Genomic DNA, 13,468 nt, shown 5'->3' with positions numbered 1-13,468 from the left:
GTGCTCGCAGGCACATGCCGTTCCGCAGGCGGCTCGCATACGAGCCGAAACCCCTGCTTCACCCTAGCCAGAACCGCTTCGCTTCATTTTGATAGCGCCTCTTAGTGGAGGGATAGCGGGTACGGATGACGCCCGATATCGCGAAACCCGGGCATGTGGCCGGCGGCGTGATCGAACGTGGCGACGTATTCGCAGCCCTCTGCGTGCGCGGCACGGTCGATCAGGCAATCGGCGAAACCGATGTTCCCCGACGCGAGCATCGCCAACGCGCGATAGACGACTGGAGCGGACTCGACCCGCAGCGCCCGGCTCCTGAGCAGGCGATAGATGGCCCGGATGATCTCGGGCCGCGAGCGGCGCCGCTGCAGCACCCATGCCAGTTCCAGGATGACCGCTGTCGACACGTAGCCGGGCCGCTGGGAGGTCAGACTGGCGACCAGACCGGCGGCGATCGGCGACTGTACGGCATCGTCGTCCAGGATCAGCCGCGCCAGCACGCAGGTGTCCAGCCCGATCATCCCTGACGCCCTCCAGGTTGGCCAGCGGCCAGTGGCCGGAAGAAATCCGTACTCGGCACATAGAACTCCACGCCCTGCTCGCGGTAGGTCTGAGCCAAGCAGCCGAACAGCGGGTTCGCCGATGCTCCGGCGTACGGCATGTCCTCAAGAGCCGGCCAGTCCCCCGCATTGACGACGGTGGTGGGGTCCCACCCCATGCTGGACATGAATTCCTCCATGACGGAGGATTTGATCAGCAGGTCGATCTGCCCGGGTGTCAGCGGCCGGCCGTCGTGCCGCATACAGCCCCGCAATGCCAGCAGATGGGGGCAGGGGCCTTCCGTGCCGGTCTGGCTGGCACGCCTGGAGGTACTGAATTCGATGATGTCATCCATGATGTGAACGGCTCCTTGGAGGTTGAGAGAGCGGCACCGCGGGTGCCGTGTTCGATACTCTGGGCCAGCGCAGCCGGGATGGATATGAGACGGATCTGAAAGGCCTCCCATGCAACCCCATCGCGATCCTCCGCCACCTGTTTCCCGCCTCGGGCCCGGCTTGGCTGTCCCATCACAAATCGTGATACCCCCATGCCAGTCAACGGGTTAGCAGGCCCTGAGCGGGCGGCTACAGTCCCGGACAGACTCCAGGAAGGCTCAGAAAGGCGTGTCAATTTCCACCCCCACCCCCAATCCCCGCACTCAGGACGCCCGGTCATGATCGACGTCCTGGTGATCGGCGGCGGCAATGCCGCCCTTTGCGCAGCGCTGATGGCCCGTGAAGCGGGCGCCAGCGTGATGCTGCTGGAAGCCGCGCCGCGAGAATGGCGCGGCGGTAATTCCTCCCACACACGCAATCTGCGCTGCATGCATGACGCTCCGCAGGACGTGCTGGTCGACGCGTACCCCGAAGAGGAGTACTGGCAGGATCTGCTGAAAGTGACCGGCGGCCTGACCGACGAGAAGCTGGCGCGGCTTGCGATCCGCGCGTCGTCGTCGTGCCGGGACTGGATGCGCAGCCATGGCGTGCATTTCCAGCCACCGTTATCTGGCGCGCTCCACGTGGCTCGCACCAATGCGTTCTTCATGGGCGGCGGCAAGGCGCTCGTCAATGCGTACTACCGCAGCGCCGAGGCGCTCGGCGTGCAGATTCGGTACAACGCCCCAGTCGACGCCATCGAGCTCGATGGCAGCCGATTCGTGGCGGCGCGTATCGGCGCCGAGCGGATTGAAGCACGCGCCTGCGTGCTGGCGGCCGGCGGATTCGAATCGAACCGCGAGTGGCTGCGGGAGGCCTGGGGCCAGAACGAGCGGGGCGAATGGCCCGCCGATAACTTCCTGATCCGCGGCACCCGCTTCAACATGGGCGTGCTGCTCAAGCACATGATTGCCGCGGGCGCCGACGCGATCGGTGACCCGTCGCAGTCGCACTGCGTGGCCATCGACGCGCGCGCGCCGCTCTATGACGGTGGCATCTGCACGCGAATCGATTGCGTCTCGCTCGGGGTCGTGCTCAACGCCAACGCGGAGCGGTTCTACGACGAAGGCGAGGACTTCTGGCCCAAGCGCTATGCGATCTGGGGCCGTCTGGTCGCGCAGCAGCCACAGCAGATCGGTTACTCGATCATCGACGCAAAGGCCGTCGGGCGCTTCATGCCGCCGGTGTTCCCGGGCGTGAAGGCCGATACGCTGCCGGAACTCGCGCGCAAGCTCGGGCTCGACGAAGCCACGTTCATGCGGACGATCAACGCGTACAACGCCGCGTGCCGGGTCGGCAAGTTCGACCACACGGTGCTGGACGATTGCCACACCGAAGGCGTGACGCCGTCCAAGACTCACTGGGCGCGGCCGCTCGACACCGCGCCGTTCTTCGGCTACGCGCTTCGCCCAGGCATCACGTTCACGTACCTGGGACTGAAGGTCAACGAAGAGTCGGCCGTGCATTTCGATGGCAAGCCGAGCGACAACCTGTTCGTGGCCGGCGAGATGATGGCTGGCAACGTGCTCGGCAAGGGCTATACCGCTGGCGTCGGCATGGCGATCGGCACCGCGTTCGGCCGGATTGCCGGCACGCAGGCCGCCAAGGCGGCAAAGGGCATGGCCAGGCGTGCCTCACAGGCATCAACGGAAAAGGAATATGCAACATCTTGAAGCGCTGACGCGCGAGGCCGCGGCATTGGCGCGCGGCGCGCTGCCGCTGACTGCAGACGAAGGCGAAGTGGCCCGCACCCTGCAGATCTGCAACGCCTGCCGCTATTGCGAGGGCTTCTGCGCGGTGTTCCCGGCAATGACGCGCCGGCTGGAGTTTCCCAAGGCCGATATCCACTATCTGGCCAATCTGTGCCACAACTGTGGCGCCTGCTATCACGCCTGCCAGTACGCGCCGCCGCATGAGTTCGCGGTCAATATTCCGCAGGCGATGGCCAAGGTGCGTGTGCAGACCTACGGCGACTACGCATTTCCCGCCGCGCTCGGCGGTTTGTACCGGCGCGCGGGGCTGACCACGGCGCTGGCGCTGGCTGGCGGCCTGGCGTTGTTCCTGCTGATGGTGCTGGCGATGCGTGGCAGCCTGCTGCACGCGCCGCTGGCTGGCAACTTCTACGCGATCTTCCCGCACAATCTGCTGGCAGTGATGTTCGGCGTGGTGTTTGTCTTCGCCATCGTCGCGCTGGGCATCGGGGTGACGCGGTTCTGGCAGCAGGTAACGCCCGGCACGCGAGCCAGTGATGACGGCGGTGCGGCCGTGGGCGGCGCCGCGCACGATGCGCTGCGGCTCAAGTATCTCGGCGGTGGGCACGGCGAAGGCTGCAACAACGAGGACGACGCGTTCACGCTGCTGCGCCGGCGCTTCCACCATTTCACGTTCTACGGCTTCATGCTGTGCTTTGCCGCGACGACGGTGGCCACGCTGTATCACTACCTGCTGGATCTGCATGCACCGTACGCGCTGACGAGCCTGCCTGTGCTGCTTGGCACGGTGGGCGGCATCGGCCTGCTGATCGGCACCGCCGGTCTGTTCTGGCTCAATGGGCGGCGCGACCCGCGCACCGGCGATCCGGATCAGAAGCCGATGGACCGTGGATTCATCGCGCTGCTGTTCCTGACCAGCGCGAGCGGGCTGGCGTTGCTGGCCTTGCGCGATACCGGCGCGATGGCCACAGCGCTGGCCATTCACCTCGGCATCGTCATGGCGCTGTTCCTGACGCTGCCGTACGGCAAGTTCGCGCATGGCATCTACCGCTGCGCGGCGCTGCTGAAGTACAACATCGAAAAGCGCCGGCCGAGCGATCTCGCGCTGGGCGCCGACTAAGACATCGAATCGAATCAAGAAACCGAAAAGGGAGACAGGATCATGACGAAACCGGGTGTGCTGAACATCCCCTCGATGCGCGGCCAGTGCAGCGACACGGAGTGGCAAGCGCGCGTCGATCTCGCCGCGTGCTACAGGCTGGTCGAGCTTTATGGCATGGCCGACATGATGGCCAACCACATCTCGGTGCGCGTGCCGGATGAAGAGGATGCGTTCCTGATCAACCCGTACGGCATGATGTACGAGGAGATCACCGCATCGTGTCTGATCAAGGTGGACCACGCGGGCAACATCCTGTCGAAGCCGGACTTCGGTTCGCTGAACTACGGCATCAACAAGGCCGGCTACGTGATTCACAGCGCGGTGCATCACGCGCGGCCCGAGGTGGCGTGTGTGATTCATACCCATAGCTGGGCATCGATGGCGGTGTCGTCCCTGGCGTGCGGCTTGCTGCCGATCACGCAGACAGCGATGCGCTTCCTGAAGATCGGCTATCACGACTACCAGGGCGTGGTGCTCGATACCGCCGAGCAGGCGTCGCTGCTTGAAGACCTGGGCAAGGGCGAGGCGCTGATCCTGCGCAATCACGGTGCCCTGACCGTTGGCAATACCGTGGGCGAGGCGTTTAACTGGATGCATCGGCTCGAGTTGGCCTGCCGCTCGCAGGTGGCGGCGATGTCGTGCAACACGCCGCTGCAGCAGGTGTCGGCGGACGTGCTGGAAGCCACGTGGAGTAACTATCAGCCGGGCACGCGCCGTCCGTATGGCGTCATGGAGTGGCCAGCGTTGCTGCGCAAGCTTGATCGCCTGGACCCGAGCTTCCGCGACTAGGAAGCCGAATTAACGCATTCCCGTATCCCCGCCTTACCGCCTTACCGCGTTACCGTTTTACCGCATCACCGTTGCACCTGAAGAAGAAGGCCTGAATGCCATCCAACGCCCGCAGAGGCGTGGATGGCTAGTGGCGAACCGGCGGGATCTGTGCCCCGAATCGCGGGTCCCGACTGGTGGCATGGCGCCGGGCCCGCGCAAGATCGTCCCGGTGCGCATAAGAACTATATAAACAAGAGAGACAAGACATGCATCGATTCGCCCCCGTTCGATGGCTGGCTACTGCATTGGCCGCCACTGGTTTCACGTTCGCCGCGCAGGCGTCGGCGCAAGGCACTCCGTATCCGGCCAAGCCCGTGCGTGTGGTGGTGGCCTTCACCGCAGGCGGTACCACCGACATGCTGGCGCGCAGCGTCAGCCAGCAACTTGCCCAGCGCTTCAAGCAATCCTTCGTGGTGGACAACCGTCCCGGCGCGGGCGGCAATATCGGCACCGAGTACGTTGTCCGATCGCCGGCCGATGGCTACACGCTGCTGGTCAACTCGGTGGGGCCGATCTCGATCAATCAGACGCTCTACAAGCGCCTGAACTACGACCCGCTGGCCGATCTGGTGCCGGTGGTGCAGATCGCCGACGTGCCGAACGTGCTCGTCGTGCCGGCCGCGCTGCCGGTAAAGAACTTCGACGAGTTCGTGGCCTATGCCAAGGCGAACTCGGGCAAGCTCAACTACAGCTCGACCGGGGTGGGGACGTCGTCGCATCTGTCGGGCTTCATGTTCAGTGAACGCATCGGTGCCCAGGCCACTCATGTGCCTTACAAGGGCGCCGATGCGCTGAACGACCTGCTCTCGGGGCGCGTCCAGTTCATGTTCGCCACGATTCCATCGGTGATCTCGCAGATCCAGGCTGGCAAGCTGCGCGCGCTGGCGGTGACTAGCGCAAAGCGTTCCCGCTCGCTGCCGGATCTGCCGACGGTGGCGGAGAAGGGCTTCCCTGGCTTCGAGGCTGGCTCCTGGTTCGGCTTCTTCGCACCGAAGGGCACGCCGGCCGAGGTCGTCACCCGGGTCAATCAGGCCGTAAATGACATCCTGCCATCGCTGCAGGCGCAGATGGTTCGTGAAGGCGCCGATCCGGTCGGCGGCTCGCCGCAGCAGTTCGGTGATTTCACGCGCAAGGAATATGAGAAGTGGAAGGTCGTGGTCAAGGCCTCCGGTGCCACTGTCGATTGAAATTCAGACATGTCTCAAACTCAGCCGAAGTCTCTAGAAGCCGTCCAGCCATTGCGCATCCTGTTGTCCGAACTAACGCTGAGGGAGCATCGCGCCGCGATCGATCTGGCCATGGACGGCACGCCGTGGCTGCCTGTACTGGCGCCTGCCACTGATGATCCGAAGGGTGTCGATGTCGATATCGCCTTCGTGTCGCGCGATGTGACCGGGCTATCGACCAAGCATCAGATCCTGCCGGACACGCAGCGCTTCTACTCGGCGATGCTCGAGGCGCCCGCGCTGCGATGGGTGCATGTGCATTCGGCCGGCGCCGATCGCGCCGTGTTCGGCCAGTTGCGGCAGCGCGGGGTAACGGTCACCACGTCTTCCGGCGCCAATGCGGGAGTGGTGGCGCAAACCGCGCTGGCGGGATTGCTGGCGCTGGCGAGGCATTTTCCGCTGCTGCTCGCCGCCCAGCGCGAGCAACGCTGGGCCCCGTTGCTCGGCACGGGATTGCCGCGTGACGTGCGGGGGCAGACCGCAACCATTGTGGGGTGGGGCCCGATCGGGCAGCAGCTCGGTGCCATGCTGCGCCTGCTCGGCATGTCGGTGGCCGTGGTCCGGCAACAGCCGACGCCGGCTGGCGAAGGGTTCGAGACTTTTACGTTCGATACCCTGCACGAGGTGCTTCCCCGTACGGACTGGTTGATACTGGCCTGCCCTCTGACGGACCGGACGCGTGGGCTGGTCGACGGCGCGGCCCTGCGGCGATTGCCGGCTGGCGCGCGGCTGGTCAATGTGGCGCGTGGAGAAGTGGTGGACGAGCCAGCGCTGATCGACGCACTGACAGAAGGAAGGTTGGACGGCGCATACCTTGATGTGTTCGCGCATGAGCCATTGCCGGCGACGTCGCCGCTATGGTCGTTGCCGAACGTCATTGCCACGCCGCATAGCGCCGGTTTCTCGGACGGCAATGCGGCGCGTGTGGTCGACATCTTCCTGGACAATCTTCGCCGTCGGTTGGCGGGTCAGACATTGCGAAACGTCTCAGCCTAACGGCAAATTGGAAGGGGTTGCAGAAAAGGCTGCAAACCGATGCGGGAAGTTGCGGAGTTTTCAGCAACCTTGTCGCTGCGTCGACATGCACAATAGCGACAGCCGATTTTCTGTTGCCACGTACCGTGTCCATGCCTGCCAATAAACCGCCGTTGCCGCGCGTCATCGTCGCGGAGGATCATCCCGTATGCCTGCTCGTGCTGGAGGACCAGCTCAAGGGCATTGGTGGCTGCGAGGTGGTGCTCTGCGAGGACGGTGCCGACGCGCTCAGGGCGCTGGAAAGCGGCCCGGCCGCGCTGCTGCTGACGGACCTCAGCCTGCCCGGCATCGAAGGACTGGCGCTCGCGCGCAGAATCCGCACGGGCAAGGCGGGGCAGGTGGCCCCCGACCTGCCCATCGTCGCCATCACGGCCACCGCTGGACCCGAGGAGCGACTCGCGTGCCTGGAGGCCGGCATCGGCATGGTGCTGACGAAGCCGGTCAGCTACGAGACGCTCCAGTCGGTCCTGGGCCACTACCTTTGGAAAGACGACCAGTACGACCAATACGATAAATAGCGCCAACTACATATTGAGCGCCCGCTTCCGCACCGCCAGCGCAGCCTCGCGCATGACCTCGGAGAGTGATGGATGTGGGTGGCAGATCATGCCGATGTCCTCCGATGCCGCCTTGAACTCCATGGCGACCACGGCTTCGGCGATCAGATCCGAGGCATTGGCGGAGATGATGTGCACGCCCAGGATTTCGTCGGTCTTGGCGTCCGCGATCATCTTGATGAAGCCATCCGGATGTCCGATCCCAAGCGCGCGGCCGTTGGCCATCATCGGGAACTGGCCGGAACGGAACTCGCGGCCTTCCGCCTTCAACTGGGCTTCTGACTTGCCCACCCAGGCGATTTCGGGCTCGGTGTAGATCACCCACGGAATGCAGTTGTAGTCGATGTGTGGCTTCTGGCCGTCGATGACCTCGGCGGCCATGACGCCTTCGTCCTCGGCCTTGTGGGCGAGCATCGGGCCGCGCACGACATCGCCGATCGCGTAGATGCCCGCCACCGGGGTGCGGCACTGGTCGTCCACGGGGATGAAGCCACGCGCGTCGGCGGCCAGGCCCACGGCATCCAGACCCAGATTGTCGGTGTTCGGCACGCGCCCGATCGACACGATCAATCGGTCCGCGACGAGTTTCTGTTCCGCGCCGTCCTTGTCCTTGTAGGCGATGCTGACGCCCTTGGCGGTGGCTTCGATATTGCCGATGTCGACACCAAGGTGGATCGTAAGCCCCTGCTTGCCGAACTGTTTGGCGGCTTCCCTGGCCACAGCTTCGTCAAGCGCGCCGAGGAATGTGGGCAGCGCTTCCAGCAGCGTGACTTCGGACCCGAGCCGTCGCCAGACCGAGCCGAGTTCGAGACCGATCACCCCGGCGCCGATCACCGCGAGTTTCTTCGGCACCGAATCGAAGGACAGCGCGCCCTCGTTGTCGGAGACGATCTTGTTGTCGACCGGCACGCCCGAAAGATGGCGAGCCTTCGAACCCGTTGCGATGATGACGTTGCGTGCCGTATGCGACGTTGTCTCGCTGCCGTTGCTGGCTTCCACGGTGATCATGCCATCCGCGGCCCGCCCCTTGAACTTGCCATGGCCCTTGATCCAGGTGACCTTGTTCTTACGGAACAAGAACTCCACGCCACCGGTGAACTTGTCGACGATCGCGGCCTTGCGCTGGATCATCTGCGGCAGATCGAGCGTGACGCCCTTGACCTGCACGCCATGTTCGGCCAGCCCATGCTTCGCTTGCTCGAAGTACTCGGACGAGGCGAGCAGCGCCTTGCTTGGAATGCAGCCGACGTTCAGGCAGGTACCGCCGAGCCGTGGCTTGCCAGCGTCGTCTTTCCATTCCTCGATGCAGGCTACCGTCTTGCCTAGCTGGGCCGCACGGATGGCGGCGATATATCCACCCGGGCCGGAGCCGATCACGATCACGTCGAAGTCGGCCTTGGCCGATGCCGGGGCACCAGCGCCACCTGATGCCACGGCGGCCACCGGAGCAGGGGCAGGTGCGGGCGCTGGGGCGGATGCCGGCGCTGCAGCCGCCACGGGAGAGGCTGCAGCGACTGCTTTGCCCTCGGTGTCGACCACCGCGAGCACGTCGTCCGTATGGACCGTGGCGCCATCGGGCTGGACGATCTTTGCCAGCACGCCGTCGGCCGGACTTGGCACCTCCAGTGTGACCTTGTCGGTTTCCAGTTCCACCAGGATCTCGTCGCGTTTGACGGCCTCGCCGGCTTGCTTCTTCCACTGCATCAGCGTGGCTTCCGAGACGGATTCGGACAACTGCGGCACTTTCACTTCGATCGCGGCCATGGTTTTTCCTTGCAGGTCTCTTGTGACGAAAGCTTCCAGTCTAGGAGAGCACGCCAAGGATGCCAGCCGAGTTGCGCAGTGGTGACTTCGACGCGCGCAAATGGGGTGTCTGCGTCACTCGTTGGCCGGATCGATCGGGAGGACGCCATCCCCCGAGATGCAGCGTCGCCGCTATCGGCAAAATGACTCGGCAGGAAGGCGTTGGGCTTCCTAAGCTATGGGAAGGATTGGAAGAACAAGATGCACCGGGAGGTCGCCATGACTCCAGATCTCAATGCGCAGGTCCGGCGCGTCGCGTCGGTCATGCTGCTTCCGTGGTGCGCCGCCTGCGCGTATCCGGAAGTTCATTCCCAGGCCTGCCTCTCGGGCGTCGATGTGTACGAGGACGTGGCCTATGACACCGGCGCCAGCCGCGTGACGTTCTCGGGATCGGACACCGGCACCGGTGAGCCGTGCAGCGATACGATTGCTGGCCACGGCGGATTCTGGGTTGCCAGCTTCGACCGCACGGCGCCGCCGCCAGCCGAGCCGGGCGCCGTTGTCGATACGAGCACTGTGGTGGAGGCGACCGTCATCGGGGGCGAATGGCACTGGTGGCAAGCCGATGGCACCCTGCAGAGCGGCGACGTGATGGGCGGGCAGGTGATACGTCCTGCAGAGCCGGGCGGCAGCGTCGGCATCTGCACCAATGGCGCGGCCATGATCGCCGTCACGCTCTCGGTCCATCAGCAGTATCCCGGCAGCGGCACCTTCGAGGGCTGCCTGGACGATACGGGGGTGGATACCACGATGCCGTGGATCGTCCATCCGCCGTCGATCCGGGGAAGCCTGAGGATGAACTCGCCGTAAGCGGGTGATCTTTCCACTCGCCCGGCCGGCGATGGCGCTACGACAGCGCCGGCCAGTGCGCGGCTTCCAGCGCCATCCTCGCCCCGAGCAGCAGAAGCACGCCGCCCGCCACAAGGCGCTGCGCCAGCAGCCAGCGTGGGTGGCTTCCCATCATTGCCGCGGCGCGGCCCGACGATATGGCGACGAGCGCGTTGACCGATGCGAAAGCGGCGGTCAGGGCCAGCCCCAGGACCAACGATTGCCTGAGGACGCCACCCGCCTGATAGTCGATGAATTGCGGCAGTATCGACAGGAAGACCAGCGCTAGCTTGGGATTGAGCAGGCTGGTCATCGCGCCCATCGTGAACAGGCGACGCGGCCGTTCGGCCTGGGTTGCCTGGACCTGAAGCGGGGACCGGCCGCCTGGCTTGAGCATCTGCCAGGCCATGTAGAGCAGGTAGGCTGCACCAGCGATGGCAAGCAGGCGCGCGGCGCCAGGAATCGCCAGGAACAGCGCACTGATGCCAAATGCCGCGCTGAGCATGTAGGTCATGTAACCGAGCATGACGCCCGCCAGTGAAGTCAGCCCAGCCCGGGTGCCTTGCGAGACCGAGCGCGCCATCACGTAGACCATATTGGGGCCCGGCGTGATTGCCAGCAGGCCGCCCACGGCCATGAATTCGTACATCGTTCTCATGCGCAGCACCTGGTCCAGAACCATCCTTGATCGGGAATGCTGGCAGTATCGGACCACGGGATAGCTAAGTAAAACGGATTATACTGATCCGATTATTCAGATTTACTGATGAAATGAAGAAGCTCGATCTCGACGTGATGGAGATGATCGTTGCCGTGGCCGATGCCGGGTCGTTCGCGCGCGCGGCGGAGACCCTGCATCGGTCGCCATCGGCCGTGAGCATGCAGATCAAGGCGATCGAGGACGTGCTCGGCAAACCACTCTTCACGCGCACCACGCGCAACGTCGCCCTGACCGAGGACGGCAGGACGCTCCTGGATTACGGACGGCATATGCTGGCCTTGCGGGAGGAGGCATGGTCGGCGGTGGTTCGCCCGGAGATTCGCGGGCGCGTCACGATCGGCGTTCCTGACGATTACGCGTCGTCGCTGCTACCTTCGGTCTTGCGCCGGTTCGCGGCGGCCCATCCGCGCGTGGAGATCCGTGTCATCGGGTTGCCCAGCCACGCACTGATTCCATTGCTGAAGGACAACACGCTGGATCTGGCCTGCATCACGAAGGCGCGCGGCGTCACCGGGGATTTCATCCGCCACGAGCCGATGGTTTGGGTCTCGGCCCGCAGTGGCCGACCCATCTGGCGGGAGCGTCCGCTCCCGATCGCCGTCTTCGCCCATGGCAGCGCCGCGAGAGCCGGCGCCATCGCAGCGCTGCAGCAGGCCGATATCCAGTATCGGATGTCGTATGAAAGCCCCAGTCTGCTTGGATTGATCAGCATGGTCGAGGCTGGACTGGCGGTGGCGCCGCTGGCCCGATGCAGCGTGCCGGCGCATCTCGCTGTGCTGGGGGAGCCCGAAGGACTGCCGCCGCTTGCGCCGCTGGAGGTCGTGCTGGCGCGTAGCGCGAAATCGGCGCGGCCACCGTGCGATTTTCTGGCGGAACAGATGCTGGCGGACTTGAAGGTCTGAGGTCCCGAACGGCTGACGCCCGGCGTGATCAGATGATGAGTCAGCGAAGAGCAGGGATAAGGGCGAAACTCACATACGCGAATCGAGGCGATTTTTCTCGTCCATGACTTGCTTCGGGCACGCCGTGCGTGGTCAGATACAGCGCTTCATTTCCCACGTCCCCACGTAATTGCAATATGACGAGCCCGATATCTACAACGCCCCCACGGCCCGCGACGCCAGACGAGATGATCGAGCGGTTCAGCGCGAGGGCTGTCGTCCACCGGGACCGATCCGGCCCTACAGAGATGGTCTGGCGCGAGATCGGTCGTGGCTCCCCCCTGGTGCTGATCCATGGCGGTCATGGAAACTGGATGCACTGGGTGCGCAATATCGAGGCGCTGAGCCAGCAGCACACGCTATGGCTGCCTGACCTGCCCGGTTTCGGTGAATCCGCCACGCTCGACGGCGATCCTCATGCGGATGACCGGCTGGATCGGCTGGTCGATACAGTGGCAGCCAGTCTGAGGCAGCGGTTCGGCGCGTCGGATGGATTCGCGCTGGCGGGTTTCTCTTTCGGTGGCGTTGTCGCGGCCCGCCTGGCAGCCGCGCTGCCGAATGTCGAGAAGCTTGCGCTACTGGGCTCTGCCGGGCATGGCGGTAAGCGGCGCCAGCGACTCGATATGGTCAACTGGCGCACGGAGGACCGCGAGCAGATGCTGCAGGGGTTGAGGCACAACCTCGAAGCACTGATGCTTCACGATCCGGCCAGCATCGACGCGCTGGCCATGGCGGTGCACGAACGGGCTTGCATGGCCACGCGCTTCCGCAGCAAGTCCATTTCGCGCGGCGGTCCGGTGCTCGGACAGGCGCTCGACAGCTATGGCGGAAAGACGCTGCTGATTTGGGGCGAGCATGACGTGACGGCTGACCCCGTGGAAGCGGCACCGCGCATCGCGGGACATCTGTCGGCTCGGCAATGGCATCTGGTTCCCGGCGCCGGGCATTGGGTGCAATACGAACGAGCGGACGAAATCAATCAGTTGCTGCTGCGGTGGTTCGCCAGCGGCGATGGCGAATTGCACGCTCGATAAGGCGCGCATTCGCCCGATTCTCCGTATCGCTGCTCTCCCCATATCGGTTCTCCGGGTTCGTTTCAAATACCGAAACGGTGGTCTGGCAATGCGTGGTCAAGTGTTTGATACTCGCCGCTGGTGCGTGTTCTGGTCGACGCAGATCGACAACGCGCACTCATGCAATGGTTAGCCGAGTACTGGGTTCGTCAGCGCCCACCGAGCCGCTTCACGTGATTGGCCATCCATGCAGTTGATCAAACAAGGAGACAAGGATGGCAACTCGCAACCTGGCGACCTCGGGTCGCGCATCGTCACGACGACGACGGATACTTCACACACCACAACTGCGGCATGGGGCTCAGTCCACTACTGTCGACAGCCCCCGTATCGCGTGCATTGCCTGCATCCGCGGTAACGCCGTCACGCTGATCGAGAAGCAAGCCGAACATTATCGGAAGACCGCGAGCATTCTGGTTACGGGCAATCCGTAGCCGCGCGCTCCGAACTCAATCACTCATCCACGAGCAACGTACCGTTCGCCGACAACAGCCGGCAGGGCGGAGCTTTGTCCAGCGCTTTGATGCGCCACGAAATCAATAAGGCGTGAAGCGTTCCCGCTCAAGCGGGAGCGCGTCCACACGCCATGACCTGGCCAGCCTCAGCCG

General features: G+C 64.4%; 13 protein-coding genes and 1 pseudogene. 9 read left to right on the top strand and 5 right to left on the bottom strand.

What is annotated here, in order from left to right; all coding sequences use genetic code 11:
* Positions 1–101 precede the first annotated feature (101 nt).
* Together D769_RS30090 and D769_RS30085 are read right to left on the bottom strand one after the other, a co-directional pair.
* Positions 102–518: a type II toxin-antitoxin system VapC family toxin gene (locus tag D769_RS30090; protein WP_008652465.1), complete on the bottom strand. Its 417-nt coding sequence runs from the start codon at positions 516–518 to the stop codon at positions 102–104.
* Complete coding sequence (locus tag D769_RS30085) at positions 515–892, bottom strand: hypothetical protein (RefSeq protein ID WP_008652464.1); 378 nt, start codon at positions 890–892, stop codon at positions 515–517. Before D769_RS30085 ends, D769_RS30090 begins: the two co-directional genes overlap by 4 nt.
* A 318-nt stretch (positions 893–1,210) precedes the next feature.
* Here D769_RS30085 and tcuA point away from each other — a divergent pair, with 318 nt between their 5' ends.
* The 6 genes from tcuA (at position 1,211) to D769_RS30055 (ending at position 7,455) form a co-directional block, all read left to right on the top strand.
* Positions 1,211–2,644, top strand: a complete 1,434-nt coding sequence (gene tcuA / locus D769_RS30080) for an FAD-dependent tricarballylate dehydrogenase TcuA (protein ID WP_008652463.1) — start codon at positions 1,211–1,213, stop codon at positions 2,642–2,644.
* Positions 2,631–3,803 carry a tricarballylate utilization 4Fe-4S protein TcuB gene (gene tcuB, locus D769_RS30075; protein WP_008652462.1) on the top strand — a complete coding sequence of 391 codons (1,173 nt, stop codon included), beginning with the start codon at positions 2,631–2,633 and terminating at the stop codon, positions 3,801–3,803. Before tcuA ends, tcuB begins: the two co-directional genes overlap by 14 nt.
* A 42-nt stretch (positions 3,804–3,845) precedes the next feature.
* Complete coding sequence (locus tag D769_RS30070) at positions 3,846–4,634, top strand: class II aldolase/adducin family protein (protein WP_008652461.1); 789 nt, start codon at positions 3,846–3,848, stop codon at positions 4,632–4,634.
* Between the two features lie 248 nt (positions 4,635–4,882).
* Positions 4,883–5,863 carry a tripartite tricarboxylate transporter substrate binding protein gene (locus tag D769_RS30065; protein ID WP_008652460.1) on the top strand — a complete coding sequence of 327 codons (981 nt, stop codon included), beginning with the start codon at positions 4,883–4,885 and terminating at the stop codon, positions 5,861–5,863.
* Between the two features lie 9 nt (positions 5,864–5,872).
* Positions 5,873–6,898, top strand: a complete 1,026-nt coding sequence (locus D769_RS30060; RefSeq protein WP_052018194.1) for a D-2-hydroxyacid dehydrogenase — start codon at positions 5,873–5,875, stop codon at positions 6,896–6,898.
* 131 nt (positions 6,899–7,029) lie between these two features.
* Entirely contained in the window at positions 7,030–7,455 is a 426-nt protein-coding gene (locus tag D769_RS30055; protein ID WP_008652458.1) for a response regulator, read from the top strand.
* A gap of 6 nt (positions 7,456–7,461) precedes the next feature.
* Here the strand turns inward: D769_RS30055 and lpdA are convergent, their stop codons facing one another.
* Together lpdA and D769_RS32985 are read right to left on the bottom strand one after the other, a co-directional pair.
* Complete coding sequence (gene lpdA, locus D769_RS30050; protein WP_052018203.1) at positions 7,462–8,928, bottom strand: dihydrolipoyl dehydrogenase; 1,467 nt, start codon at positions 8,926–8,928, stop codon at positions 7,462–7,464.
* 114 nt (positions 8,929–9,042) lie between these two features.
* Positions 9,043–9,258: pseudogene (locus D769_RS32985) on the bottom strand (biotin/lipoyl-containing protein); the annotation flags it as partial.
* Positions 9,259–9,516: 258 nt separating this feature from the next.
* On the opposite strand from D769_RS32985, the gene D769_RS30045 reads away from it, so the two are divergent.
* Positions 9,517–10,107: a hypothetical protein gene (locus tag D769_RS30045; protein ID WP_234819016.1), complete on the top strand. Its 591-nt coding sequence runs from the start codon at positions 9,517–9,519 to the stop codon at positions 10,105–10,107.
* A 37-nt stretch (positions 10,108–10,144) separates the two neighbouring features.
* On the opposite strand, the gene D769_RS30040 is transcribed toward D769_RS30045, so the two are convergent.
* Complete coding sequence (locus tag D769_RS30040) at positions 10,145–10,783, bottom strand: LysE family translocator (RefSeq protein WP_035883378.1); 639 nt, start codon at positions 10,781–10,783, stop codon at positions 10,145–10,147.
* A gap of 113 nt (positions 10,784–10,896) precedes the next feature.
* Between D769_RS30040 and D769_RS30035 the strand changes: the two genes are divergently transcribed.
* Both D769_RS30035 and D769_RS30030 read left to right on the top strand, forming a co-directional pair.
* A complete protein-coding gene (locus D769_RS30035; protein WP_008652451.1) occupies positions 10,897–11,748 on the top strand; it encodes a LysR substrate-binding domain-containing protein in 852 nt (283 codons plus the stop codon).
* Between the two features lie 287 nt (positions 11,749–12,035).
* Positions 12,036–12,821, top strand: coding sequence for an alpha/beta fold hydrolase (locus tag D769_RS30030; protein ID WP_008652449.1), 786 nt, complete (start codon positions 12,036–12,038; stop codon positions 12,819–12,821).
* Positions 12,822–13,468: the final 647 nt, after the last annotated feature.

Source organism: Cupriavidus sp. HMR-1 (assembly GCF_000319775.1).
GTDB classification, from domain to species: Bacteria; Pseudomonadota; Gammaproteobacteria; order Burkholderiales; family Burkholderiaceae; genus Cupriavidus; species Cupriavidus metallidurans.
This window is presented reverse-complemented; position numbering and strand designations above follow the sequence as displayed.

Bases quoted from the DNA above. Each gene is read 5' to 3' on its own strand.
- tcuA (WP_008652463.1), top strand. From the start codon at position 1,211: ATGATCGACGTCCTGGTGATCGGCGGCGGCAATGCCGCCCTTTGCGCA.
- D769_RS30065 (WP_008652460.1), top strand. From the start codon at position 4,883: ATGCATCGATTCGCCCCCGTTCGATGGCTGGCTACTGCATTGGCCGCC.
- D769_RS30090 (WP_008652465.1), bottom strand. From the start codon at position 518: ATGATCGGGCTGGACACCTGCGTGCTGGCGCGGCTGATCCTGGACGAC.
- D769_RS30055 (WP_008652458.1), top strand. From the start codon at position 7,030: ATGCCTGCCAATAAACCGCCGTTGCCGCGCGTCATCGTCGCGGAGGAT.
- D769_RS30045 (WP_234819016.1), top strand. From the start codon at position 9,517: ATGACTCCAGATCTCAATGCGCAGGTCCGGCGCGTCGCGTCGGTCATG.
- D769_RS30060 (WP_052018194.1), top strand. From the start codon at position 5,873: ATGTCTCAAACTCAGCCGAAGTCTCTAGAAGCCGTCCAGCCATTGCGC.
- D769_RS30085 (WP_008652464.1), bottom strand. From the start codon at position 892: ATGGATGACATCATCGAATTCAGTACCTCCAGGCGTGCCAGCCAGACC.
- tcuB (WP_008652462.1), top strand. From the start codon at position 2,631: ATGCAACATCTTGAAGCGCTGACGCGCGAGGCCGCGGCATTGGCGCGC.
- D769_RS30030 (WP_008652449.1), top strand. From the start codon at position 12,036: ATGGTCTGGCGCGAGATCGGTCGTGGCTCCCCCCTGGTGCTGATCCAT.
- D769_RS30040 (WP_035883378.1), bottom strand. From the start codon at position 10,783: ATGAGAACGATGTACGAATTCATGGCCGTGGGCGGCCTGCTGGCAATC.
- D769_RS30070 (WP_008652461.1), top strand. From the start codon at position 3,846: ATGACGAAACCGGGTGTGCTGAACATCCCCTCGATGCGCGGCCAGTGC.
- D769_RS30035 (WP_008652451.1), top strand. From the start codon at position 10,897: ATGAAGAAGCTCGATCTCGACGTGATGGAGATGATCGTTGCCGTGGCC.